We start from the raw sequence: 21,211 nt of genomic DNA, 5'->3' as shown, positions 1-21,211 counted from the left end.
AAAAAGCGGGCCATGCCCGCTTTTTTACGGATAGCCGCCAAGCGTCGTAAATACAGAATTTCTTGCAGGCAGAGCTTCAATCTACCGAGCAGTACAGCCTGTTTTTGCATGCTTGATAAAAGCGACATCAAGCGAGACAACCCCGCCCTTTTCGCCGACAATAGCCCGCCCTCATACCCCACACACCAGCCATGTTACCGTCCGCTATCCTCAATACCGCCCTGCTCGGCACGGCCAAACAAACCGCCACACCCGACCTGCCGCCCGCACTAGCCGCCTATCTGCCGCAGCTGCAAGGGGATAGCCCCGAAGCGGCGCATTACCGCCTCGCTGCCCTCGGTTTCGCCTATGCCTACGGCGGCGGCAGTCCGGTGCAGACGGGCGGGGCATGGCAGGCCGTCCCCGTCGCGCCGGTTGACCCGCAGGAGCGCCATCCCCTCCCGGCGCTTACCGCCATCCTCCTGCGCTGGCTTGAAGGCGGGCAGCGTCATCTCGCCGCCTGGGCCTGCGGGGCCCTCGCCGCGCGCGGCTTCAGCCTGCCGCCCGATGCCGTTCCCGCGCTGCTTGCCACCCTCAATCCCGCTACTTTACCTGCCATCCTCCTCGGCAGCCGGGGGCGCTGGCTGCTTGGCGAGCTGGGGCAGCGCAATTATGAAAACGACAGCACCACCGACCCGGATGAAGCCAACCACAGCGGGCGCAAGCACTGGCTGCGCCGCGTCCGTGCCAGCGACCCCGCCGCCGCGCGCGACAAAGTCGGGCAGTGGTGGCAGAGCGCCCCCGCCACGCAGCGCGACGAATACCTAGCCCTTTTCGCCATCGGCCTAGGCGCGGACGACGAAGCCTTCCTGACCCAGGCATTGAGCGACCGCAGCAAGACCGTGCGCCGCACCGCCGCCGACCTGCTGCGTAGCCTGCCCGGTAGCGCCCTGCAACGCCAGTACCAGGCCGAACTCGCCGCCCGTCTGCAATACAGCGGCGACGCAAAAAAACCGTGGCACTACACGCCGCAGCCCTACACCGACACGCTGAAACAGCTCGGCATCGAGCAAATCAGCCCGGACAAAAAAGAAAGCGACGACGACTACATCCTGCGCCAGCTCATCCTCGCCCTGCCGCTGGACGCCTGGGCGGAGGTGCTGCACACCGACGCCGCCACGGCCGCCACCATCCTCGCCACGCACCGCCCGCTGCTGCGCAACCTGCACCGCGAAGACTGGGTGGACAGCATGGACGACCCGCGCTTTACCTGCGCCATCCTCACCGTACGCTGGCCACAACTGCCGGACGACATCCGCCACCGCCTGCTCGCGCGCCTCACCTCTGCCGAACGCGAAGCCGTGCTGGCCACGCCCGGCCTTGACCATAGCCTGCTATCCCGCAGCTACAACAACAGCGAAACCTTCGAACCCGCCCAACCTTGGGGGCCGTTGTACAGTCGGGCGGTATTTGACGGCATCCTGCACAGCACCCTGCTAAAAAAATACGGCAGCACCAACGACGCCGAGCGCTGCGCCGTCTGCCTCGATACCCGCGCCACGGCGGATACCATCGCCGCACTGCCGACCCATCCCGCCTTTATGGATAGCACCTTCCTCGACGCCCTGCATCAATACGCGGGCGAAAAACAAACCTTCCTCAACCTGCTGGACAGCCAATCATGACCATCCCCGTCCGCCAAATTCGCGCCGTGTACGACGCCGATACCATCCGTGTCTATCAAGCCTATAACGATGCTATCGCCGATAGCGCCCTTGCCCACGGCACCTTCGTCTCGCCGCTGTACAAAAAAACGCGCATGACCTGGATAAAGCCCTCCTTCCTCTGGATGATGTACCGCAGTGGCTGGGCGCAGAAAGACGATAACCAGCGCCGCATCCTCGCCATCGACATCCGCCGCAGCGGCTTTGCTTGGGCGCTGTCCCACAGTGCGCCGAGCAGTGTGCCGCCCGGCATGGATGTGGAAGCTTGGCAGGCCGAAAAAGCCCGTGCGCCGGTGCGCATCCAATGGGATCCCGAACGCGATCTCAACCTGCAACCCCTGCCGCATCGCGCCATCCAAATTGGCCTGAGCGGCGTCGCCGTTGAACATTATTGCAACGACTGGATCACGCGCATCACCGACATTACCGCGCTCGCTCACAACATCCACCAACTGGTGCAACAACGCCGCTACGACGAAGCCCAAGCCCTGCTACCGCAGGAACGTCCCTATCCCAACCCACAGGAACCCCAACCATGAGCGACATCCTCCGCCAACACGCCGAACAGCAAAACGCCGAAGAACTGCACGAACTACAAAAACAGGACAACAACCCGCGTCCGGAAAACTGGCAACTCTCGCCCGCTGCTGTCGTCACCTACCTCGTCGGCGGCACGCTCGATAACGGCTACACCGTTAGCGCCAAATACATCGGCAACCGCCGCTTGATGGAAATCGCCGTCGCCACGCTTGCCACCGACCGCGCCCTCCTCCTCTACGGCCTGCCCGGCACGGCCAAAAGCTGGGTGAGCGAACACATCGCCGCCGCCATCAGCGGCGATTCCACCCTCGTCGTGCAAGGCACTGCCGGCACTGGCGAAGAAGCGCTGCGCTACGGCTGGAACTACGCCGAATTGCTCGCCAAAGGGCCGAGCCGCGCGGCGCTCGTCGAAAGCCCGCTGATGCGCGCCATGCGCGACGGCAAAATCGCCCGCATCGAAGAACTGACCCGCATTGGCGCCGACGTGCAGGACACCCTCATCACCATCCTCTCCGAAAAAAGCCTGCCCATCCCCGAACTCACCGATGAAGTACAGGCAGTGCGCGGCTTCAGCGTTATCGCCACTGCCAACAACCGCGACAAAGGCGTGAACGACCTCTCAAGCGCGCTCAAACGCCGCTTCAACACCGTCATCCTGCCGCTGCCGGCGACCCTGGAAGAAGAAGTGGACATCGTCCGCCGCCGCGTTGAAGACTACGGCACGACCATGCAACTGCCCGCCGAAAAACCGGCGCTGGCGGAAATCCGCCGCATCGTTACCATCTTCCGCGAACTGCGCGAAGGGACGACAGCCGACCGCAAAAACAAACTGAAAAGCCCCAGCGGCACACTCTCCACCGCCGAAGCCATCTCGGTGGTCAACAACGGCATGGCGCTCTCCGCCTACTTCGGCGACGGCGTCCTGCGCGCGCACGACCTCATCGCCGGACTCCTCGGCGCGGTCGTCAAAGACCCGGTGCAGGACGCCATCGTCTGGCGCGAATACCTGGAAACCGCCGTCAAACCGCGCGAGGGCTGGAAAGACCTGTACCGCGCCGCCCGCGACATGAGCTGAAGCGAATCATATGACCACCTATCGCTACCCCATCATCATTCCCCGCCGCTTGATTGATAAGACGGTCGGCATGGTCGCCTTTGACGGCAAGCAATTCACCCTGGATAGCGGCAAAAGTTATCCCGCCGAGGCATTGGCCGATATGCGTTTTGGCGCTATCGGCTATCCGGCGCGGACGTTGTGGTCGCTTTTATTGTTTCTGGCCGTGTCGCTCAGTTGCTTATTGTTGTCTGCCCTGTTTTTTTATGTCGTTTCCGGTGCTGATTTGCTGGAAACCGCTTTCTCTTTTGTCGGTCTTATCTGTATTGTCATTGGAATATGGGCAGTTGGGCATTTCCAGCCGCGAGAGTATTTGCAACTGGTCTTTACCGATGGCAATGCCATTATTCTGCGCGCGCCCCGTTCTTTTCTACCGTTATTAAGCCGGCTAAAGCCGGAATGGGCATGGCAGGAAAGGCTGGATAATCCCTGTCCGCGCTGGGCGCGGATACCGCTGGGCCTTTGCTGCTGGGCGTTATGCGGGGTTGTGATGTATTACGCTGCCATACCGAATTGGCGGCCAGCGGATAAATTTTTCAGCGTCTGCATTCTGGAAGAAGATTATCCGCGCTTTATCCGTTTTACCGATAAGGCGCAATGGCAGGGGAAAACCCTCTGTCCAGCACCCTATGATTTCCAGAATGAAGAAGGTTTTTATCGCGTGACTATTCAGCGTGAAGGCGATGTTTTTTATGCGGCTCTTTGGAATGACAGTCCCGCTGATCCGCTTGAATATGTTTACCGCGTCGATGATGACAGGATTACCCCGCTTAAACAGCGTGGGGGGTTGTTGATGGCGCGCGTTATAAGCATCATCTTTGCCGCTTTTCCCGCCGCTTTTTTATATGCTCTGATTAAGGTGCTGTGGCGTTTTTATTTACGGAGGCGGTATGCATCGCGCTGAGTTATTGGAAGAAATTGCCGGGCGTTACGGCGTGGCGGCGGAATACCCGTGGCGGCGCTATCCGCAATATGCGGTTTTCCGCCATGCGGGCAACCGCAAATGGTTTGCCGTGCTGATGAACCCGCCGGGGCGCAAACTCGGCCTTGCGACGGAAGATGAAGTTGCCATCCTCAATGTCAAAATCCGCGCCGAGGAGAACAGCCTGCTGCGCGGCATGGACGGCGTTCTGCCCGCCTATCACATGAACAAGGAACACTGGGTCAGCCTGCGTCTCGACATGCTGCCTGATGCCACGTTGCTGGATTTGCTGGCAGACAGTTATGACCTGACCCGCGCTAAAATGCGCCGTGCCTCGCCCCCGAACGACTTTTTATGACCAGGAAAGCATCATGAATGACATTACCGATACCCTGAAAAACGGGCTCGCCGCACAAACCGCGACAGACGCTGCTTACGAGCAATGGTTCCGCGAAAAAGTCACCCGTTCGCTTCATGATCCGCGCCCGGCGATAGCGCATGATGAAGCGATGGCGCAGGTTGAAGCGGAATTAATGCGGCGCAGGGCAAGTGCTGCCACCATGCATTGCTGATAAATATCCTTATATAGAGTAAACCCATGACCTCCCCCCACTCCGACAAAATCCTTATCCTCGATTTCGGCTCGCAAGTCACGCAACTGATCGCCCGCCGCGTACGCGAGGCGCATGTCTATTGCGAATTGCACCCCTACGATATGCCGCTGGCCGATATCAAAGCCTTCAATCCGAAAGGCATCATCCTCTCCGGCGGCCCCAATTCCGTTTATGACTCCGACTATCAGGCCGATACCGGCATTTTTGCCTTGGGCGTGCCCGTGCTTGGTATCTGCTACGGCATGCAGTTCATGGCGCATCATTTGGGCGGCGCGGTGCAGCCCGGCAACCAGCGCGAGTTTGGCTATGCGCAGGTGAAAACGGTTGATAGCGAGCTGACCAGCGGCATTTTTGACGGCGCGCCGCACACGCTGGACGTGTGGATGAGCCACGGCGATAAGGTGAGCAAACTGCCCGATGGCTTCGTCGTCATCGGCGACACGCCGTCCTGCCCGATTGCGATGATGGAACATGCCGCCAAACGCTTCTACGGTATCCAGTTCCACCCCGAAGTAACCCACACCAAACAGGGGCGGGCGCTGCTGGACCGCTTCGTCCTCGACATCTGCGGCGCGCGCCCCAGCTGGACGATGCCGAACTACATCGACGAAGCCGTTGCCAATATCCGCGCCCAGGTCGGCAGCGACGAAGTTATCCTCGGCCTGTCCGGCGGTGTGGATTCCTCGGTTGCCGCCGCCCTGATCCACCGCGCCATCGGCGACCAGCTCACCTGCGTTTTTGTTGACCACGGCCTGCTGCGTCTCGGCGAGGCGGAAGCGGTGATGGACATGTTCGCGCGCAACCTCGGCGTGAACGTCATCCACGTCGATGCCTCGGCGGATTTCATGGCAAAACTGGCGGGCGTGACCGATCCGGAGCAGAAGCGGAAAATTATCGGCGCGGAATTTGTCGAAGTCTTCCAGCGCGAGGCAGGCAAGCGGCAGAACGCGCGCTGGCTGGCGCAAGGCACGATTTACCCGGATGTAATCGAAAGCGCGGGTGCGAAGACGAAAAAAGCCCACGCCATCAAGAGCCACCATAACGTCGGCGGCCTGCCGGAAACGCTGAACCTGCGCCTGCTCGAACCGCTGCGCGACCTCTTTAAGGACGAAGTGCGCGAACTCGGTGTCGCTCTCGGCCTGCCGCGCGAAATGGTCTATCGCCACCCCTTCCCCGGCCCCGGCCTCGGTGTGCGCATCCTCGGCGAAGTGAAGCGGGAATATGCCGACCTGCTGCGCCAGGCGGATGCCATCTTCATCGAAGAACTGCGCGCGACGGCGGACGAACACGGCACCTCGTGGTACGACCTCACCAGCCAGGCCTTTGCCGTCTTCCTGCCGGTGAAATCGGTGGGGGTAATGGGCGATGGCCGCACCTACGATTACGTCGTGGCGCTGCGCGCCGTCATCACCAGCGATTTCATGACCGCGCACTGGGCGGAATTGCCCTATGCGCTGCTCGGCAAAGTATCGAACCGCATCATCAACGAAGTGCGCGGCATCAACCGCGTGGTCTATGACGTGAGCGGCAAACCGCCGGCGACGATTGAGTGGGAATGACGGAAGCAAAGTTGTTACCGTTATAAAGCCGTTAAAAATAGTGAGTATTAGCGACTTGTGGGAACAAAAAACGCTTGAGAGATACTATTTTGATACTAAAAAGCTGAAAGAGTAGGTTCCAAAGGTAGTTGTTGAATTTAGGTAAAAAGTTTATGAATCCTTCCATCATTTTGGTGGGAGGCTTTTGCAGAAGATAGAGAATGGTAAATTAGAATTTGTAACTGAAGTTTCTTGTGTTTCGCGAAGGGGGAATATTGATTTATGTTTTCAATATTAGGTGCAGTATTATTTGGAGTTATCGCAATTATGACAGTTCTTGTTGCTTGCGGTTTGCCTTTGGGTGAATTTACAATGGGTGGGCAACATAAAATCTTACCTAAGAAATTTAGAGTTATAGCCGTTATTTCGGTGGCTATCCAAATTTTTGCAATAATAATTATTCTGCAAGCCGGAGGTTTTATTCCCTTGTGGTTATCTTTTAAGGTTACTAAATATATTTGTTTCTTTTTTGCCGCTTACCTATCTTTGAATACTATTATGAACATGCTTTCAAAAAGCAGGAAAGAAAAATATGTTATGGCTCCGCTTTCACTTATAGCCGGAATATGTTTTTGGATAACGGCATTTCAGATGCAGTATGTAAAATAAGAAATAATCTGCAGTGCGTTAAATTGGAAGTTGCAGAGGTGACTTTAATGAAAAGAGTAAGCGGCAGGAATGCAGCAGGGCAGGGCGGTTAAAACCGCCCTGTTTTTTGTTTGTGCCGCCTAACGAGCCCAGTAACCACGCCGCCTGGCGGTTTGTCCTACCCCCGCTAGGCAGAACAAACAGCGGGAGCACAAAATACCACTGACAAGCTTCCCCCAAGCAAAGATCACAGACACATACGGCCCCTTTGCAAAAGCCCTTTCCTAAAGACCAATCCCAAAGTGGCCGTACGCCTTGCCCAGGAAAGCGACTACAATCTCCCCCATCTCCCATCGCCACACCTCTGCCATGACCAACAACGACCACAAACAACCCAAAGCTCGTCCCCAGGGCCTCACCGATGACGCTTGGCTTGAGCACCTCTGCGCTTGGGCGGATGAATTTGAAATACCGAAAGAAGCATTGCCTAGGGATAAAGCGAACTTGCGGGCAATCACAGAACTGAAATTAATGGGGAAAGGACTCACCACCCTACCCGTAGCCATCGGCCGACTCAGCCAGCTGCAAGAACTGGATTTAGGCGACAATCCGCTTACCGTCCTGCCTGCAGAGATTGGCCTACTCGGCAACCTGCAAACACTGACTTTATGGCGTAATCAACTCACCGTCCTACCAGTAGCAATCGGCCAACTTGGCAAACTGCAAAAACTGAATTTGAGCAGCAATCACCTCGCCACCCTACCCGCAGCCATCGGTCGACTCAGCAAGCTACAAGAACTGAATTTAAGCGACAATCCGCTTACCGTCCTGCCTGCAGAGATTGGCCAACTCGGCAACCTGCAAACTCTGACTCTATGGCGTAATCAACTCACCGCCCTACCAGTAGAAATCGGCCAACTTGGCAATCTGCAAACACTGGATTTAAGGCGTAATGAAATCACTACCCTACCTACAACAATCAGCCAGCTCGATAACCTGCAAGAGATCTCTATAGATGGTGGTTTATTTATAGAAATCACTGACCTTGCTTCTCGCCTGCCCAGGCTAAAATCTCTTAAGATAGACAAGCTCTCTGTCCTATCCGCAACAGTCAGCCAATTCGACCATCTACAACAACTGAATTTGGCGTGGAATAAACTCTCTACTCTGCCTGCGGCAATTGGTCAACTTAGCAATCTTCGAGCACTGACCTTATGGCACAATAAACTCACCGCTCTGCCGGTAGAAATCGGCCAACTCGGCAACTTAGTAGAATTGGATTTAAGAGACAATAGGCTTACTGTCCTACCGACAGAAATTTGTCAACTTGGCAGTCTGCAAATACTGAATTTATCGAACAATAAATTAACTGGTTTGCCGACACAAATTAGCCAACTAGGTAACTTAGTAGAGTTGGACCTAAGCGAAAATAGACTCACCACCTTGCAGGTAGAAATTTGTCAACTCGGCAACCTGCAAACACTGGATTTATGGCACAATCAACTCACCACCCTGCCAGCAGAATTTTACCAACTCGGCAACCTGCAAACCCTGACTTTATGGAGTAATCAACTCACTGCCCTACCCGCAGAAATTGGCCGACTTAGTAATTTGCAAGAACTAGATTTAAGGTGGAATAAACTCACCACCCTGTCGTCGGAAGTCGGTCAACTTAACAATTTGCAAACACTGGATTTAGATGGCAATCAACTCACCACCCTGCCGCCGGAAATTGGTCAACTCGGCAATTTGCAAGCCCTAAATTTAGAGGACAATCAACTCACCACCCTGCCGCCGGAAATTGGCCAACTGGGCAATTTACAAACGCTGGATTTAGAGAGAAATAGACTCTCTACTCTGCCTGTCGCTATCAGTCAACTCAGCAACCTCTTGATATTAAATTTAAGGGATAACCCATTCACTGTACTGCCTGCCGCCATCTGTCAACTCGGCAATCTACAAAAACTAAGCGTAAACAGCAATCAACTCACCACTTTGCCGGCAGCTATCAACCAACTAAGCAATCTGCAAGAGCTGGACTTAAGCAGTAATCAACTCTCCATCCTTCCTGCGGAAATTTGCCAACTCGACAACTTGCAAGCACTGAAATTAAGCAGCAATCAACTCACTATCCTGCCTGCGAAAATTTCTCAACTTGGCAACTTGCAAGAACTGAATTTAAGTGGCAATCAACTCACTATCCTACCTGCGGAACTATTCCAACTCAGAAATCTGCAAAAACTGGATTTAAGCCGTAATCAGCTTGCCGTCCTGCCAGCAGAAATTTGCCAACTCAGCAATCTGCAAGAGCTGTATTTAAAAGGCAATCAACTCACCACGCTGCCCATAGAGATCAGCCAACTTGGCAATCTACAAAGACTGCATTTGAGCAAAAATCTACTCACCACACAGTCTGCTATCATCAAGCGTATTTACTGTGCGCGCAATAGAAAATTAACAATATATCTGGATGATGAATTTTTACATTTGGACAATAATGGCAATGTAATTCTCTTCTGTGCCTTTCAGCAGAATTGCCGCTGACCGATAACGGACAATACCAATGGGCGCTGGCGAAAAAGACACCTTCTATAGTTGAATAGCTTCGTGCACGACAAAAATCCCCCACTCAGCAGGCCAGTAATGACGCCGGCTGACGAAGCTAGCAACGACGCCATCTGACGAGCCTAGCAACCACGCCGCCTAGCGGCTCAGGGTTTGTTGGCGCCTTCGGGGTGCAGGCCGATGCCCTGGTGCCGTTCGTGCAGGCGGGCGAGGACAGCCGGCCAGTCCAGGCCGCGCGCGTGCAGCAGTACGGTGAGGTGGTAGAGCAGGTCGGCGATTTCGCCGCTGAGTTCGTCATCGTCGCCGGCAACCGCTGCCAGCGCCGTTTCCACGCCTTCTTCGCCGACTTTTTGCGCGATTTTTGTAAGGCCGCGTGCGTGCAGGCGGGCGGTGTAGGAGGTGGCCGGGTCGGCGTTTTTGCGGGCGGCGAGTTCGTCCGCCAGTTGTGCGAACCACGGCCAGCCCGGCGGTGGTTCGCGGTCGTAGGCGTGAAAGCAGCTTGTCGCGCCGGTATGGCAGGTTGGGCCCTGCGGTTCGGCGAGGATGAGCAGGGTGTCGTTGTCGCAGTCGAGGCTCATGGCACAGACGGCGAGGTAATGGCCTGAGGTTTCGCCTTTGGTCCACAGGCGCTGTTTGCTGCGCGAGTAGTAGGTAACGCGGCCTTCGTTTTGGGTTTTGGCGAGGGCTTCGCGGTTCATGTAGCCGAGCATGAGGACGGTGCCGCGCGTGGCGTCCTGCACGATGACGGGTAACAGGCCGTTGATTTTTTCCCAGTTGATGTGTTTCTCCATGTGTTCTCCGGTGTTGGGTGTCTGGTGGTGGGCCTACGGGCTTGGGTGCCCGCCAAGCGGCGTAGTTACGCGTTCAGTGCCGCACTTCGATGCCTTCTACCGCGAGGTAAGTTTTCAGTTCGCCGATGTGGATGCTGCGTTTGTGGAAGACGCTGGCGGCGAGTACGCCATCGACGTTGGCGTCCAAAAAGGCGTCGCGGAAGTGTTCTTTGGCACCGGCGCCGCCTGAGGCGATGAGCGGCACGCGGCAGGCGGCGCGCACGTATTTGAGTTGGTCAAGGTCGTAGCCCTGGCGCACGCCGTCGCGGTTCATCATGTTGAGGACGATTTCCCCGGCGCCGCGCTGTTGGACTTCTGTGACCCAGTCGAGCAGCAGGCGGCCGCTGCTGCGGCTGTGGGCAGCGTCGCCAGTGTATTGATATACGCGGTATTCGCCGCTTTCTGCGTCGTGCCAGCTGTCGATGCCGACGACGACGGCCTGCACGCCGAAGCGTTCGGCGAGTTCGTTGATGAGTTCCGGTCGCGCCAGCGCCGGGCTGTTCACCGAGATTTTGTCGGCGCCGTCGGCGAAAAGGGCGGCAGCGGTTGCGACGCTGTCGATGCCACCGGCGACGCAGAAGGGGATGTCGAGGGTTTCGCTGACGCGGCGCACCCAGTGTTTGTCAACGCTGCGGCGCTGGGTGGAGGCAGTGATGTCGTAGAAGACGAGTTCGTCGGCGCCTTCGGCGGCGTAGCGCGCGGCCAGCGGCAGGATGTCGCCGATGGTTTCGTGGTCGCGGAATTGCACGCCTTTGACGACTTGACCGTCGCGGACGTCCAGGCAGGGGATTATGCGTTTGGCCAGCATGTGAGTGCCTCCTTCAGGGTGATGCGGCCGTCGAGCAGGGCGCGGCCAGTGATGATGCCGCTAACGCCGCTGCCGTCGAGGGCGCGGATGTGGTCGAGGCTGCCGATGCCGCCTGAGGCCTGGATGTTGAGCTCTGGGTAGGCGGTGTGCAGTTCGCGGTAGAGCGCGGTGTTCGCGCCTTGCAGGGTGCCGTCGCGGCTGATGTCGGTGCAGAGGATGTGGCGCAGGCCGTGTGGCTGGTAGGCGGTGATGAGGTCGGAGAGGGTTTGCTGGCCGCCCTCCTGCCAGGCGTTGTGGGCGACGTAGTAGTGGCCGTCAGCGCCGGGGTGGACGTCGAGGGCGAGGATGAGGCGGTCGCCGCCGTAGGTCGCGAGCCAGTTTTGCACGGTGGCGGGCGCTTTGACGGCGAGCGAGCCGATGACGATGCGTGCCGCGCCTGCCGTCAGCAGGGCGTCGATGTCGGCGCTGCTGCGGATGCCGCCGCCGATTTGTACCGGTAGCGGGCAGGCGGCGATGAGGTGGGTAATCAGCGCGGTTTGCCGCGCCGCCGGGTCGCGCGCGCCGCTGAGGTCAACGAGGTGCAGGCGTTCGGCACCTTCGGCGGCGTATTGTTGGGCGCGGGCGATGGGGTCGGCGCCGTAGTCGGTCTGGCGGTTGTAGTCGCCCTGGTAGAGGCGGACGATTTGTCCGTCGATGAGGTCGAGGGCGGGGATGATGGGGGTGGTATTCATGGGTTTTCCGATTGTGGGGTGAGTAGTGTGCTGACGGTAACCAGGGTGTAACCCTGGGCGCGCAGGCCGTCGATGATGTGCGGCAGTGCTTCGCGCTCGGCGCGGCAGGCATCAGGGCAAAACGGGTGCAGCAGGATGATGGCGCCGTTGTGCGCCTGGGCGAGGGCGGCAGCGGTGATGGCTTCGGCAGTAGGCGGCTGCTGGCGGGCGGGTTCGCTGTCCCACATCACGGTGGTGATGTGGTGGCGGGCGAGGTACCACGGCAGGCCGAGCAGTTTTTTGCCGTAGGGCGGGCGGAAGTGGATGGGGCCGTGGTAGCCGGCGGCGCGGATCAGGGCGTTGGTGTCTTCGATTTCGCGCGCGATGAAGGCCGGCGAACGCAGCAGGAAGCGCCGGTGGCTGTAGGAGTGGTTGCCCAGTTCGTGTCCGGCAGCGGCGATGCGCTGCGCTGCCTGCGGGTGGCGCGCCATGTTTTCGCCGATCATGAAGAAGGTGGCCTTCACGTTTTTTTCGGCCAGTACTGCCAGCACGGCATCGCTGGTGCTTTCGCTTGGCGCGTCATCAAAGGTGAGGGCGATGTGTTTGCGGTCGCTCGTGCCGTGACAGACGAGGTCGCCGAGGAGCTGGTAGCAGCGGGCGTTCATCAGCAGGTAGAGGCCGACGGCGGCGGCCAGGGTCAGGGTTGTGGTCAGCAGGATTTTGTTTTTCATCGTTTCTCGCTTGATGGGGGATGGCCGGGGCTATGTGGGGTTGTCCCGCTTCGCTGCATGGCGCCGGTCTCAGGTGTTGTGGATGAAGTTATGGAGCAGGCGGGCACCGGCGCTGCCGCTGCGTTCGGGGTGGAATTGCACGCCGTAGTAGTTGTCCCGGGCGAGGGCGGCGGCGAAGGAGACGCCGTAGTCGCAGGTGGCGATGGTGGCGGGGCTTTCGAGGACGGCGTAGCTGTGCACGAAGTAGTAGTGGCTGTCCGGCAGGATGTCGGCAAAGAGCGGGTGGCCGGGCGTGGCGTGGACGCGGTTCCAGCCCATATGCGGCAGCGGCAGGTCATGCGCGGACAGGCGCGTGGTCTGGCCGGGGATGAGGCCTAGGGTGGCGAGGTCGCCTTCGGCGGAATGCGCGGTGAGGAGCTGCATACCGAGGCAGATGCCGAGCAGCGGCTGGGTCGCGTGCTGGATAACGGGGATGAGGCCGCGCGCAGTGAGGCTGGCCATGGCGGCGCTCGCCGTACCGACGCCGGGCAGGAGCAGTTTGTCGGCAGCATGAATGGCGGCGGGTTCGGCGCTGATGTCGGCGTGGATGCCCAGGCGTTTTAGGGCGTGGTGCAGGGAGGCGAGGTTGGCGCAGCCGGTGTCGATGATAAGGGTGTTCATAGGGTTCCTTTGCTGCTGGGCAGGCGGTCGTCTTCTATGCGCAGTGCCTGGCGCAGGCAGCGGCCAAAGGCTTTGTAGAGGCTTTCGGTTTTGTGGTGGTCGTTGCGGCCGGTGGTTTCCAAATGCAGGGTCGCGCCGAGGCTTTGCGCCAGCGAGTAGAAGAAGTGTTCGGTCATTTCGGTGCTGTAAGCGCCGAGCATGGGTCGCTTGAAGCGGGCGCGGAAGTGCAGGTAGGGGCGGGCGGAGAGGTCGAGGGCGCAGCGGGCGCGGCTTTCGTCCATGGGCAGGATGAAGCCGAAGCGGGCGAGGCCGCGTTTGTCGCCGAGGGCTTCGCGCAGGGCTTGGCCGAGGGCGAGGGCGCTGTCTTCGATGGTGTGGTGGTCGTCGATGTGCAGGTCGCCGTGGCAGGTGAGGTGCAGGCGGAAGCCGCCGTGGGTGGCGATTTGATCGAGCATGTGGTCGAAGTAGCCGATGCCGGTGTGGATGTCGCTGAGGCCCGCTTCGTCCAGCCATACTTCGGCGCGGATGTCGGTTTCGCGCGTTTTGCGCTCAACGACGGCGTGGCGCGGCGCGCGCCCGGCGGGGTTGCCGGCGAGGTTTTTGTGCAGGAGTTTTTCGGCGATGTGCGTCCAGTTCATGTTGCTGCGGTGGTAGTGGATGCCACGGATGCCGAGGTTGCGCGCGAGTTCGAGGTCGGTTTCGCGGTCGCCGATGGTGTAGCTGTCTGCCGGATCGAAGCGTTTGGCGGCGATGTCGTCGGTGAGCAGGCCGGTCTGCGGTTTGCGGCAGGTGCAGCCGTCTTCGGGGCGGTGCGGGCAGATGTAGATGGCAGCGAAGTGGATGCCCTGGCTGGCGAGGATGTCGAGCAGTTTTTGTTGGGGTTTGTCGAAGTCGGCGCGGGGGAAGCTCTCCGTGCCGAGGCCGTCCTGGTTGCTGACCATGACGAGGCGGTAGTGGGGCTGGAGTTGGAGCAGGGCGGGGATGACGCCGGGTTCGAGGGCGAGTTTTTCCAGGGTGTCGATTTGCCGGCTGGGCAGGGGTTCGTCGATGAGGGTGCCGTCGCGGTCGATGTAGAGGGTGGGTTGCATGGTGGGTTCCTGGTTTGGGTTTTGGGAAAGCGCGTGGTTATCCCGCTTGGCGGCGGTTTAGCATTGTTTCAGCACGGTCAGGGTTTCTGCCATTTCTGCGGCGCTGCCGATGGTGATGCGGATGTGGTCGGCGAGGCCGAGGGCGTTCTGCTGGCTGCGGGTGATGATGCCGGCGGCGCTGAGGGCGGCGAAGGTGCGCGGGCCGTCGTGGCAGCGGATGAGCAGGAAGTTGGCGCCGCTGGGTTCGACATGCTTAACGGCGGGCAGGGCGCGCAGGGCGGTGGCGAAGTGTTCCCGCTCGGCGAGGGTGGTGGCGACGCGTGCGCGCATGAGCCTGAGGCCTTCCGCTTGCAGGGCTTGGGCGGCGAGGTCGGCCACCGGGCCGGGCAGCGGGTAGGGGGCGATGGTTTTTTGCAGCAGGGCGATGAGTTCGGGGTTGGCGAGGGTGAAGCCGCAGCGCAGGCCGGCGAGGGCGAAGGCTTTGGACAGGGTACGGATGATGGCGAGGTGCGGGTAGTGGGGCAGGACGTCAACGAGGCTCTCGGCCGGGCTGTATTCGATGTAGGCTTCGTCCACGGCGACGATGGCGCGTCCGGCAGTCATTTCCAGCAGGGCGAGCAGGTCGGCGCGGTGCAGCAGGGTGCCGGTGGGGTTGTTGGGATTGCAGATGTAGAGGATTTTTACGCCGGGCAGTGCTTTTTCGATGGCGGGCAGGTCGAGCTGCCAGGCGGCGGTGAGCGGCACGGTTTTTTGCGGCAGACCGAGGGTGGCGGCGCTGACGGCATACATGCCGTAGGTGGGCGGGCAGTGCAGCACCGCGTCGCCGGGTTCGCAGAAGGTTTTGAGCAGCAGTTCGATGGCTTCGTCGCCGCCCCGGCTGACCAGCACGTTCTCCGGGGTCAGGCCGGCGTAAGCGGCGTAGGCGTTAATGACGGCGGCGGGCTGCGGTTCGGGGTAGCGGTTGTAGTCGCTTTTGCTGAGGTGCAGGGCGGGGGCGTCCGGTGCTTCGTTGGCGTTCAGCCAGGTGTGGCCGGCACCGCCGAGGCGGCGGGCGGACTGGTAGGGGCTGAGGGCGCGGATGTTGGCGCGGGCGAGGTCGGCGATGGTCATGGTTGGTCTCCGGTGGTTTCGAGGCGGATGCGCACAGCTTCGCGGTGCGCGTCCAGTTGTTCGGCGGCGGCGAGGGTCATCACAGCGGGGGCAAGGGTGCGGAAGCCGTCGTCGCTGAGTTCTTGTACGGTCATGCGTTTCATGAAGTCGGCGATGCCGAGGCTGGAGCTGCTGCGGCTGTGGCCGTAGGTGGGCAGGACGTGGTTGGTGCCGCTGGCGTAGTCGCCCATGCTTTCCGGGCTGTAGGCGCCGAGGAAGATGGAGCCGGCATTTTCGATGGCGGGCAGGAGGGCGCGCGGGTCGGCGGTCTGCACGATAAGGTGTTCCGGCGCGTAGGCATTGCTGATGGCGACGGCCTGTTGCAGGTCGGCGGCGAGGATGGCGCGGCTGTGGGCGAGTGCTGCAGCGGCGGTATCGCGACGTGGCAGACGGGCGAGCTGGCGGGCAAGTGCGGCGTCGGTGCGGGCGATGAGTTTGGCGCTGGGGCTGACGAGGATGACCTGGCTGTCGGCGCCGTGTTCGGCCTGGGAAAGCAGGTCGCTGGCGATGTAGTCCGGGTTGGCGGTATCGTCGGCGATGACCAGCACTTCCGAAGGCCCCGCTTCCATGTCGATGGCGGTGCCGAGGGCGCGAGCGCGGCGTTTGGCGGCGGTCACGTAGGCGTTGCCGGGACCGTAGATTTTGTCCACCGGCGCGATGCTTTCCGTGCCCAGGGTCAGGGCGGCGATGGCTTGTGCGCCACCGACGGCGTAGAGGTGTTCGACGCCGCAGAGGCGGGCGGCATAGAGGGTGGCATCGGCGACGGGCGGCGGGGTGCAGAGGATGATGTCGCGGCAGCCGGCGAGGCGAGCGGGGATGGCGAGCATGAGCACGGTGGAGAAAAGTGGCGCGCTGCCGCCGGGGATGTAGAGGCCGATACGCTCCAGCGGGCGGTTGAGGAGGGCACAGCGCACGCCGGGCTGGGTTTCGATTTCCAGCATGGGCGGCGGCAGTTGCGCGCGGTGGAAGGTTTCAATGTTGGCTTTGGCGGTGGCAAGCGCCTGTTTGAGTTCGGCAGGGACGCGCGCGGCGGCGGCATCGATTTCCGCAGCGCTGATGCGCAGGTCGTCGCGCTGCACGCGGTCGTATTTGGCGGTAAGGGCGCGCAGGGCGGCGTCGCCTGCGGCTTCAACTTCGGCGAAGATGGCAGCGACGGCGGCATCGATGTCGGCAGCGATGGTTTGCGCCGGGCGGCGCAGGGCGGTACGGCGGGCGGCGGGTTCGAGTGCGTTCCAGTTCAGGGTTTGCATGGGGCCTCCTCAGGCAAGCATTTTTTCGATGGGTAGGACGAGGATGGAGCTCGCGCCTTCGCCGCGCAGGGCTTCCATGGTTTCCCAAAAGAGGGTTTCCTGACTGACGGCATGCACCGCGACTTTGTCGTCCGCGCCAGCGAGCGGCAGGATGGTGGGGTTTTCCACGCCGGGCAGCAGGCGGGTAATGGCGGTGAGGCGGTCGCGTGGCGCGTGCAGCATGATGTATTTGGATTCGGCGGCTTGTTGCACGCCGCGAATGCGGGTGAGGATTTTATCCACCAGCGCCTGTTTTTCCGGGACAAGCGGCTCGGCGCGCTGGATGAGGCAGGCTTGCGAGCGGTAGATGACTTCGACTTCGCGCAGGCCATTCGCTTCCAGGGTCGCCCCGCTGGAAACAAGGTCGCAGATGGCGTCGGCCAGTCCGGCACGCGGCGCGACTTCCACCGAACCATTAAGCAGGATAGTGCGGCAGGCGACGCCGCGCGTGTGCAGTGCCTGTTTCAAGAGGTGCGGGTAGGAGGTGGCGATGGTGCGGCCATTGAGTGCAGCGAGGCCGTCGAAAGGGGCATCCTGCGGCACGGCCAGCGACAGGCGGCAGTGGCCGAAGTCGAGGCGGCAGAGGCGGGTGTAGTCGCAGGCTTCGCCTTCGCTGCGCCGCGCCAGTTCTTCTTCTTCGAGGACGTTTTCGCCGACGATGCCGAGGTCAACGACACCGGCGAAAACGAGGCCGGGGATGTCGTCATCGCGCACGCGCAGCAGGTCGATGGGCAGGTTCTCGGCGCAGGCGATCAGTTTCTGTTCGGCGAGATGGATTTTCACGCCGCAGCGGCGCAGCAGTTCGGCGGAATCAGCGCTTAGTCGTCCTTTTTTCTGCAAGGCGATGCGCAGGCGGGGTTGGGTCATGGGGTCTCCTCTGTTTGCCATTGGGGGATAAAAAAACCTCCCGGAAGCGGACTTCCGGGAGGTTGGAGGAAAGAGAGGGGAATCCCGCACCGGCCCGGAAGCATTTCTTCCGGACGACAGCACATCAGCCCGAAAGACTTTCAGGATGATGATGGTGATGCTGGCGGTTGATGCGGTTCATGATGAAGTTTTCCAATTAAGACGCGGCGGACTTTACAACGATTGGATGGAGGAAGGCAAGTGCCGCGATATTTTTGTGCGCATATCGGCGTTATTGGCGCATTTCCAGCTTGTTTTTCCTCAAAAAACAAAGAAAATAACAAAATTCTGTGGATTTCCACAAAAATCATGTATTTTTATCGTGTGCTTTAACCAAGGGGTAACAATGAAAACGAACGAACGCGTCACCGGCCCCAGCATCCTGTCCAGCTGGATCCGTTCCATTTGTCAGACTGTGCGTGGCTACGGCATTGATCCGCTCCCCCTGATGGCGCGCGCCGGGCTGGATTCCCGACTGCTCAATATCCCCGATGCCCGCTATGCGGTGAGCGGCGTGCGCCGCCTGTGGCGGCTGATTATCACGACGACGGGCGATCCCCTGGTCGGCCTGCGCGTCGGGCGGGAAATCCAGGTTTCCACCCTGCACGGCCTCGGCCTCGCCATGGTTTCCAGCAGTTCGCTATCCATGCTGCTCAGTCTGTTTGTCCGCTATGGCAAAGTCATCTCCACCACCATGCAGCTCGATCTCACCCACGATCGCGACGGCACTACCCTGACCGCCAAAACCAACGACGGCAGCGAGCCGATGTGTGCTGCCCGCCTTGCTTCGCTGGCTTTCATCTTCCGCCAGGCATGCAGCTTGGCGCAGCACGAAATCAGGCCGCGCTACGTTACCCTCACCCTGCCTTGCGACGGCGACATCCAGCAGCGGCTCGATGATTACTTCCACATTCCCGTCAACCTCGGCGCGGAAGAGGACGCCATCAGCTTCCGCTACGCCGACACCATCGAGCCTTACGCCGGCGGCAATGCGCAACTGGTCGCCGTCAACGAAGCCGTCATCAACGAATACTTGCAACAACTCGCCAAAAACGATTTCACCACCCGCGTCCTGGCGCAAATCCACCGCCTGCTGCCGCAGGGCGAACCGAAACTGACCGATATTGCCGCCCACATCAACCTCACCCCGCGCACCCTGCAACGCCGCCTGGAAGAAGAAGGGCATACCTTTAACGCCCTGCTTGACCAGGAACGGAAAAACATCGCTCACGACCTGCTGGCGCACAGCGAACACAGCATCACCGAAATCAGCTTCCTGCTCGGTTTCTCCGACCCCAGCAACTTCAGCCGCGCCAGCAAACGCTGGTTTTCCTGCGCGCCCATCCAGCACCGCCAGCGCAGCTTGGGTATTGCCACCTAGCGGAATCAAAAACTCTGTTCGGCGTGCGCCCAGTATTTACGCCGCTTGGCGCACCCCAAACCGAACGGAGCAAGGCAAGCGGTGATTTTTATCCCGCCGGAGCTTCACCTTTTTCCGCCTGTTTTCTTTCCAGAATCTGCATCAGCAGCTTTTTCTTTCTGCGGTGAAGATACATTCCCATGAGACCGCCAACGATAATGTTTTTCCTCAGGATATCGGGCAAAGTTTTTTCGTCTCTCAAGAAAAAATCAAAAAGGTCAAAGACAGTTATACCGGCAATAAGCAGCAAGGTATAACCTGCGGAATAAAAAGCCAGTCTGGATAAATAATATTCAACTCTTTCCTCGGTGTCGCTGCGCATGATCAATTCCTGATAAGCGGTGCTGCCCGTTATATAAAGATGAATAAAGGCAAAGAGGCTGACAAATATTGCCATATGAAGACTGGGCGGATTGTTTTGGATTTTATCGTGTATACATCCAATAATGATCACGGCAAATAGAAAGTAATACACACAAGCCAGACAACGTGCCATTTCCGTATTGATGGCATGTTCCTGCCGCTCATCAGGATATTGACGGCTATCAACGATACTGCGCCAGAGATATTGGGGGAGCGAGAACATCAGGCCTCCTTGTTGGTTTCAGATTCAGCAGTTTCCGCTTGTTTGGTAGCGAGAATTTTTAGAGCCTCTTTTTTGCTGCGGCGATAGTAGGTCAGACCCAAAAATAGCCCGTAGCTATATAAAAAGAGAATCGTACTGGGCAGCGGATATATGGCAAATGCCAGGCTGTTGAAACAGAGCGCGGATATGGTGACTACAAAAAAGACACCCAGTAATACGGCCCATTTTTGATGGTATGCCAAGTGTTGCGCTAGGTTTTGCGGAGTGATGTCTGGCTTTTGCTTTTTTAATTCTCGGCTGGCGCTGTTGGTAAAGATAAAAACCGAAATAAAGATAAGGTTTAAGAATAAAATGGCTGTCATCCCGCTCATAAACACGCCTTCTAGGCGATCATGTGCAGTTTTCAGGATGAACAGCGCAGAATTAAGCCAAAAAATATAAATCAAGCATCGTGCCAGTTCGGCATTGATGATGCCTTCCTGTCGTTCATCAGGCTCATTTTTAAAGAAATCACGGTACAGGGCTTTATGCAGCGGGTTCATCATCTTTCTCCTCTTGATCGGATGGTTTATCGGTCAGTATTTGTAATAAAGCGGCTTTTTCCTCGCGGTAGAGCTTAATCTTTAACAGGACAACATAAACGGTGCATAAGATGAAGCTCAAGTAAATGGGACGGATGATGTTCATTCCTAAAATTGATAGGTAGGCAGCCATAAAGACACCATCCCAAAAGATACTCTTTTTATATTGCCTCAGGTAATGCGGCAGGGTTTCCATGCTAATATTTTCTGGACGGGCTAGCTCCCAACCGAGGCGATTGACCACCGTAAAGTTTGTGATAAAAAAGAAGATAAACATCCAGGTAAGCGTGAGGGCAGAAACGGCATTACTCTGCAATTTGTCGTGAAAGAAGCAGAGCAGCATCATGATGCCGGAGATCCAGTAAATCCAGACCAGGCAGCGCGCCAGTTCGGCATTGATCATGCGCTCCTGCCGTTCGTCCGGCTCACAGTTGACATTGAGCATTTTGCGGTACAGGGCTTTATGCAGTGGGCTCATCGTCGTCTCCCCCGTGGTTGTCTTCCCAGAAAAGGGTGTTCAAGTCACTGTCCAGCGCGCGAGCGATGCGGATGGCAAGCGCCAGTGTTGGGTTGTAGTCCTGGTTTTCCAGCAGGTTGATGGTCTGGCGCGAGACGTTGACGGCTTGCGCCAATGCCTGTTGCGAGAGGCCTTTTTCTTGCCGGTAGATTTTTACGCGGTTCACAGTGTCTCTTTTGTCGTGTATAGCCGACATGTTAAGGATTTTTACGCAAAAGTGTCAACTATAAGCGACATTTATGCCGCGAGTGCACCTGATGAAGGTGCATACAGTAACGCCGCTTGCAAGAGA

Annotated in this window: 22 protein-coding genes, 1 pseudogene and 1 other annotated feature; of the genes and pseudogenes, 10 read left to right on the top strand and 13 right to left on the bottom strand. The window is 58.8% G+C overall.

The window, feature by feature from the left end; translation table 11 throughout:
- Window positions 1-191: 191 nt before the first annotated feature.
- From LG374_RS00415 to LG374_RS00375, 9 genes are all read left to right on the top strand, one after another.
- Window positions 192-1,664, top strand: a complete 1,473-nt coding sequence (locus LG374_RS00415; RefSeq protein WP_225755846.1) for a DUF5691 domain-containing protein — start codon at window positions 192-194, stop codon at window positions 1,662-1,664.
- Window positions 1,661-2,242, top strand: coding sequence for a DUF4291 domain-containing protein (locus LG374_RS00410; RefSeq protein ID WP_225755845.1), 582 nt, complete (start codon window positions 1,661-1,663; stop codon window positions 2,240-2,242). Before LG374_RS00415 ends, LG374_RS00410 begins: the two co-directional genes overlap by 4 nt.
- Window positions 2,239-3,318 (top strand): AAA family ATPase, encoded by a 1,080-nt coding sequence (locus tag LG374_RS00405; RefSeq protein WP_225755844.1) that lies wholly within the window; start codon window positions 2,239-2,241, stop codon window positions 3,316-3,318. Before LG374_RS00410 ends, LG374_RS00405 begins: the two co-directional genes overlap by 4 nt.
- 10 nt (window positions 3,319-3,328) lie before the next feature.
- On the top strand, window positions 3,329-4,261 hold the full coding sequence (locus tag LG374_RS00400; protein WP_225755843.1) for a hypothetical protein: 933 nt from the start codon (window positions 3,329-3,331) through the stop codon (window positions 4,259-4,261).
- Window positions 4,248-4,637: an MmcQ/YjbR family DNA-binding protein gene (locus LG374_RS00395; protein WP_225755842.1), complete on the top strand. Its 390-nt coding sequence runs from the start codon at window positions 4,248-4,250 to the stop codon at window positions 4,635-4,637. Before LG374_RS00400 ends, LG374_RS00395 begins: the two co-directional genes overlap by 14 nt.
- Before the next feature lie 13 nt (window positions 4,638-4,650).
- Window positions 4,651-4,851, top strand: a complete 201-nt coding sequence (locus tag LG374_RS00390; RefSeq protein WP_225755841.1) for a hypothetical protein — start codon at window positions 4,651-4,653, stop codon at window positions 4,849-4,851.
- A gap of 26 nt (window positions 4,852-4,877) precedes the next feature.
- Window positions 4,878-6,452 (top strand): glutamine-hydrolyzing GMP synthase, encoded by a 1,575-nt coding sequence (guaA, locus tag LG374_RS00385; RefSeq protein ID WP_225755840.1) that lies wholly within the window; start codon window positions 4,878-4,880, stop codon window positions 6,450-6,452.
- 261 nt (window positions 6,453-6,713) lie between these two features.
- Window positions 6,714-7,100, top strand: a complete 387-nt coding sequence (locus LG374_RS00380; protein WP_225755839.1) for a hypothetical protein — start codon at window positions 6,714-6,716, stop codon at window positions 7,098-7,100.
- Between the two features lie 348 nt (window positions 7,101-7,448).
- Window positions 7,449-9,623, top strand: coding sequence for a leucine-rich repeat domain-containing protein (locus LG374_RS00375; protein WP_225755838.1), 2,175 nt, complete (start codon window positions 7,449-7,451; stop codon window positions 9,621-9,623).
- A gap of 167 nt (window positions 9,624-9,790) precedes the next feature.
- On the opposite strand, the pseudogene hisIE reads toward LG374_RS00375, so the two are convergent.
- The 9 genes and pseudogenes from hisIE to hisG form a co-directional block, all read right to left on the bottom strand.
- Window positions 9,791-10,438 (bottom strand): annotated as a pseudogene (hisIE, locus tag LG374_RS00370) (bifunctional phosphoribosyl-AMP cyclohydrolase/phosphoribosyl-ATP diphosphatase HisIE); the annotation flags it as partial.
- Between the two features lie 70 nt (window positions 10,439-10,508).
- A complete protein-coding gene (hisF, locus tag LG374_RS00365) occupies window positions 10,509-11,282 on the bottom strand; it encodes an imidazole glycerol phosphate synthase subunit HisF (RefSeq protein WP_225755836.1) in 774 nt (257 codons plus the stop codon).
- Window positions 11,264-12,013 (bottom strand): 1-(5-phosphoribosyl)-5-[(5-phosphoribosylamino)methylideneamino]imidazole-4-carboxamide isomerase, encoded by a 750-nt coding sequence (gene hisA / locus LG374_RS00360; RefSeq protein WP_225755835.1) that lies wholly within the window; start codon window positions 12,011-12,013, stop codon window positions 11,264-11,266. The genes hisF and hisA overlap by 19 nt, the downstream gene beginning before the upstream one ends.
- Complete coding sequence (locus tag LG374_RS00355) at window positions 12,010-12,723, bottom strand: polysaccharide deacetylase family protein (RefSeq protein ID WP_225755834.1); 714 nt, start codon at window positions 12,721-12,723, stop codon at window positions 12,010-12,012. The genes hisA and LG374_RS00355 overlap by 4 nt, the downstream gene beginning before the upstream one ends.
- A 69-nt stretch (window positions 12,724-12,792) precedes the next feature.
- On the bottom strand, window positions 12,793-13,383 hold the full coding sequence (gene hisH, locus LG374_RS00350) for an imidazole glycerol phosphate synthase subunit HisH (RefSeq protein WP_225755833.1): 591 nt from the start codon (window positions 13,381-13,383) through the stop codon (window positions 12,793-12,795).
- Window positions 13,380-14,471 carry a bifunctional histidinol-phosphatase/imidazoleglycerol-phosphate dehydratase HisB gene (gene hisB, locus LG374_RS00345; RefSeq protein WP_225755832.1) on the bottom strand — a complete coding sequence of 364 codons (1,092 nt, stop codon included), beginning with the start codon at window positions 14,469-14,471 and terminating at the stop codon, window positions 13,380-13,382. Before hisB ends, hisH begins: the two co-directional genes overlap by 4 nt.
- Before the next feature lie 57 nt (window positions 14,472-14,528).
- Window positions 14,529-15,581, bottom strand: coding sequence for a histidinol-phosphate transaminase (gene hisC, locus LG374_RS00340; RefSeq protein ID WP_225755831.1), 1,053 nt, complete (start codon window positions 15,579-15,581; stop codon window positions 14,529-14,531).
- Complete coding sequence (gene hisD / locus LG374_RS00335) at window positions 15,578-16,870, bottom strand: histidinol dehydrogenase (RefSeq protein WP_225755830.1); 1,293 nt, start codon at window positions 16,868-16,870, stop codon at window positions 15,578-15,580. The genes hisC and hisD overlap by 4 nt, the downstream gene beginning before the upstream one ends.
- A gap of 9 nt (window positions 16,871-16,879) precedes the next feature.
- Window positions 16,880-17,776: an ATP phosphoribosyltransferase gene (gene hisG, locus LG374_RS00330; RefSeq protein WP_225755829.1), complete on the bottom strand. Its 897-nt coding sequence runs from the start codon at window positions 17,774-17,776 to the stop codon at window positions 16,880-16,882.
- A gap of 28 nt (window positions 17,777-17,804) precedes the next feature.
- Window positions 17,805-17,937: a sequence feature (His leader region), on the bottom strand.
- Window positions 17,938-18,161: 224 nt separating this feature from the next.
- Between hisG and LG374_RS00325 the strand changes: the two genes are divergently transcribed.
- Complete coding sequence (locus LG374_RS00325; RefSeq protein ID WP_225755828.1) at window positions 18,162-19,196, top strand: AraC family transcriptional regulator; 1,035 nt, start codon at window positions 18,162-18,164, stop codon at window positions 19,194-19,196.
- 88 nt (window positions 19,197-19,284) lie between these two features.
- Here the strand turns inward: LG374_RS00325 and LG374_RS00320 are convergent, their stop codons facing one another.
- Genes LG374_RS00320 through LG374_RS00305 form a run of 4 tightly spaced genes read right to left on the bottom strand, consistent with a single transcriptional unit; the run spans window position 19,285 to window position 21,085 of the window.
- A complete protein-coding gene (locus LG374_RS00320) occupies window positions 19,285-19,821 on the bottom strand; it encodes a hypothetical protein (protein ID WP_225755827.1) in 537 nt (178 codons plus the stop codon).
- A complete protein-coding gene (locus tag LG374_RS00315; protein ID WP_225755826.1) occupies window positions 19,821-20,363 on the bottom strand; it encodes a hypothetical protein in 543 nt (180 codons plus the stop codon). The genes LG374_RS00320 and LG374_RS00315 overlap by 1 nt, the downstream gene beginning before the upstream one ends.
- On the bottom strand, window positions 20,347-20,880 hold the full coding sequence (locus tag LG374_RS00310; protein ID WP_225755825.1) for a hypothetical protein: 534 nt from the start codon (window positions 20,878-20,880) through the stop codon (window positions 20,347-20,349). The genes LG374_RS00315 and LG374_RS00310 overlap by 17 nt, the downstream gene beginning before the upstream one ends.
- Entirely contained in the window at window positions 20,864-21,085 is a 222-nt protein-coding gene (locus LG374_RS00305; RefSeq protein ID WP_040388795.1) for a helix-turn-helix transcriptional regulator, read from the bottom strand. The genes LG374_RS00310 and LG374_RS00305 overlap by 17 nt, the downstream gene beginning before the upstream one ends.
- Window positions 21,086-21,211 lie beyond the last annotated feature (126 nt).

The sequence above is a fragment of the Cardiobacterium sp. Marseille-Q4385 genome (genome assembly GCF_916618745.1).
GTDB lineage: Bacteria > Pseudomonadota > Gammaproteobacteria > Cardiobacteriales > Cardiobacteriaceae > Cardiobacterium.
This window is presented reverse-complemented; position numbering and strand designations above follow the sequence as displayed.

What these genes read in the sequence shown, in the direction of transcription:
- LG374_RS00415 (WP_225755846.1), top strand. Translation starts at nt 192, where the DNA reads ATGTTACCGTCCGCTATCCTCAATACCGCCCTGCTCGGCACGGCCAAA.
- LG374_RS00410 (WP_225755845.1), top strand. Translation starts at nt 1,661, where the DNA reads ATGACCATCCCCGTCCGCCAAATTCGCGCCGTGTACGACGCCGATACC.
- LG374_RS00405 (WP_225755844.1), top strand. Translation starts at nt 2,239, where the DNA reads ATGAGCGACATCCTCCGCCAACACGCCGAACAGCAAAACGCCGAAGAA.
- LG374_RS00400 (WP_225755843.1), top strand. Translation starts at nt 3,329, where the DNA reads ATGACCACCTATCGCTACCCCATCATCATTCCCCGCCGCTTGATTGAT.
- LG374_RS00395 (WP_225755842.1), top strand. Translation starts at nt 4,248, where the DNA reads ATGCATCGCGCTGAGTTATTGGAAGAAATTGCCGGGCGTTACGGCGTG.
- LG374_RS00390 (WP_225755841.1), top strand. Translation starts at nt 4,651, where the DNA reads ATGAATGACATTACCGATACCCTGAAAAACGGGCTCGCCGCACAAACC.
- guaA (WP_225755840.1), top strand. Translation starts at nt 4,878, where the DNA reads ATGACCTCCCCCCACTCCGACAAAATCCTTATCCTCGATTTCGGCTCG.
- LG374_RS00380 (WP_225755839.1), top strand. Translation starts at nt 6,714, where the DNA reads ATGTTTTCAATATTAGGTGCAGTATTATTTGGAGTTATCGCAATTATG.
- LG374_RS00375 (WP_225755838.1), top strand. Translation starts at nt 7,449, where the DNA reads ATGACCAACAACGACCACAAACAACCCAAAGCTCGTCCCCAGGGCCTC.
- hisF (WP_225755836.1), bottom strand. Translation starts at nt 11,282, where the DNA reads ATGCTGGCCAAACGCATAATCCCCTGCCTGGACGTCCGCGACGGTCAA.
- hisA (WP_225755835.1), bottom strand. Translation starts at nt 12,013, where the DNA reads ATGAATACCACCCCCATCATCCCCGCCCTCGACCTCATCGACGGACAA.
- LG374_RS00355 (WP_225755834.1), bottom strand. Translation starts at nt 12,723, where the DNA reads ATGAAAAACAAAATCCTGCTGACCACAACCCTGACCCTGGCCGCCGCC.
- hisH (WP_225755833.1), bottom strand. Translation starts at nt 13,383, where the DNA reads ATGAACACCCTTATCATCGACACCGGCTGCGCCAACCTCGCCTCCCTG.
- hisB (WP_225755832.1), bottom strand. Translation starts at nt 14,471, where the DNA reads ATGCAACCCACCCTCTACATCGACCGCGACGGCACCCTCATCGACGAA.
- hisC (WP_225755831.1), bottom strand. Translation starts at nt 15,581, where the DNA reads ATGACCATCGCCGACCTCGCCCGCGCCAACATCCGCGCCCTCAGCCCC.
- hisD (WP_225755830.1), bottom strand. Translation starts at nt 16,870, where the DNA reads ATGCAAACCCTGAACTGGAACGCACTCGAACCCGCCGCCCGCCGTACC.
- hisG (WP_225755829.1), bottom strand. Translation starts at nt 17,776, where the DNA reads ATGACCCAACCCCGCCTGCGCATCGCCTTGCAGAAAAAAGGACGACTA.
- LG374_RS00325 (WP_225755828.1), top strand. Translation starts at nt 18,162, where the DNA reads ATGAAAACGAACGAACGCGTCACCGGCCCCAGCATCCTGTCCAGCTGG.
- LG374_RS00320 (WP_225755827.1), bottom strand. Translation starts at nt 19,821, where the DNA reads ATGTTCTCGCTCCCCCAATATCTCTGGCGCAGTATCGTTGATAGCCGT.
- LG374_RS00315 (WP_225755826.1), bottom strand. Translation starts at nt 20,363, where the DNA reads ATGAACCCGCTGCATAAAGCCCTGTACCGTGATTTCTTTAAAAATGAG.
- LG374_RS00310 (WP_225755825.1), bottom strand. Translation starts at nt 20,880, where the DNA reads ATGAGCCCACTGCATAAAGCCCTGTACCGCAAAATGCTCAATGTCAAC.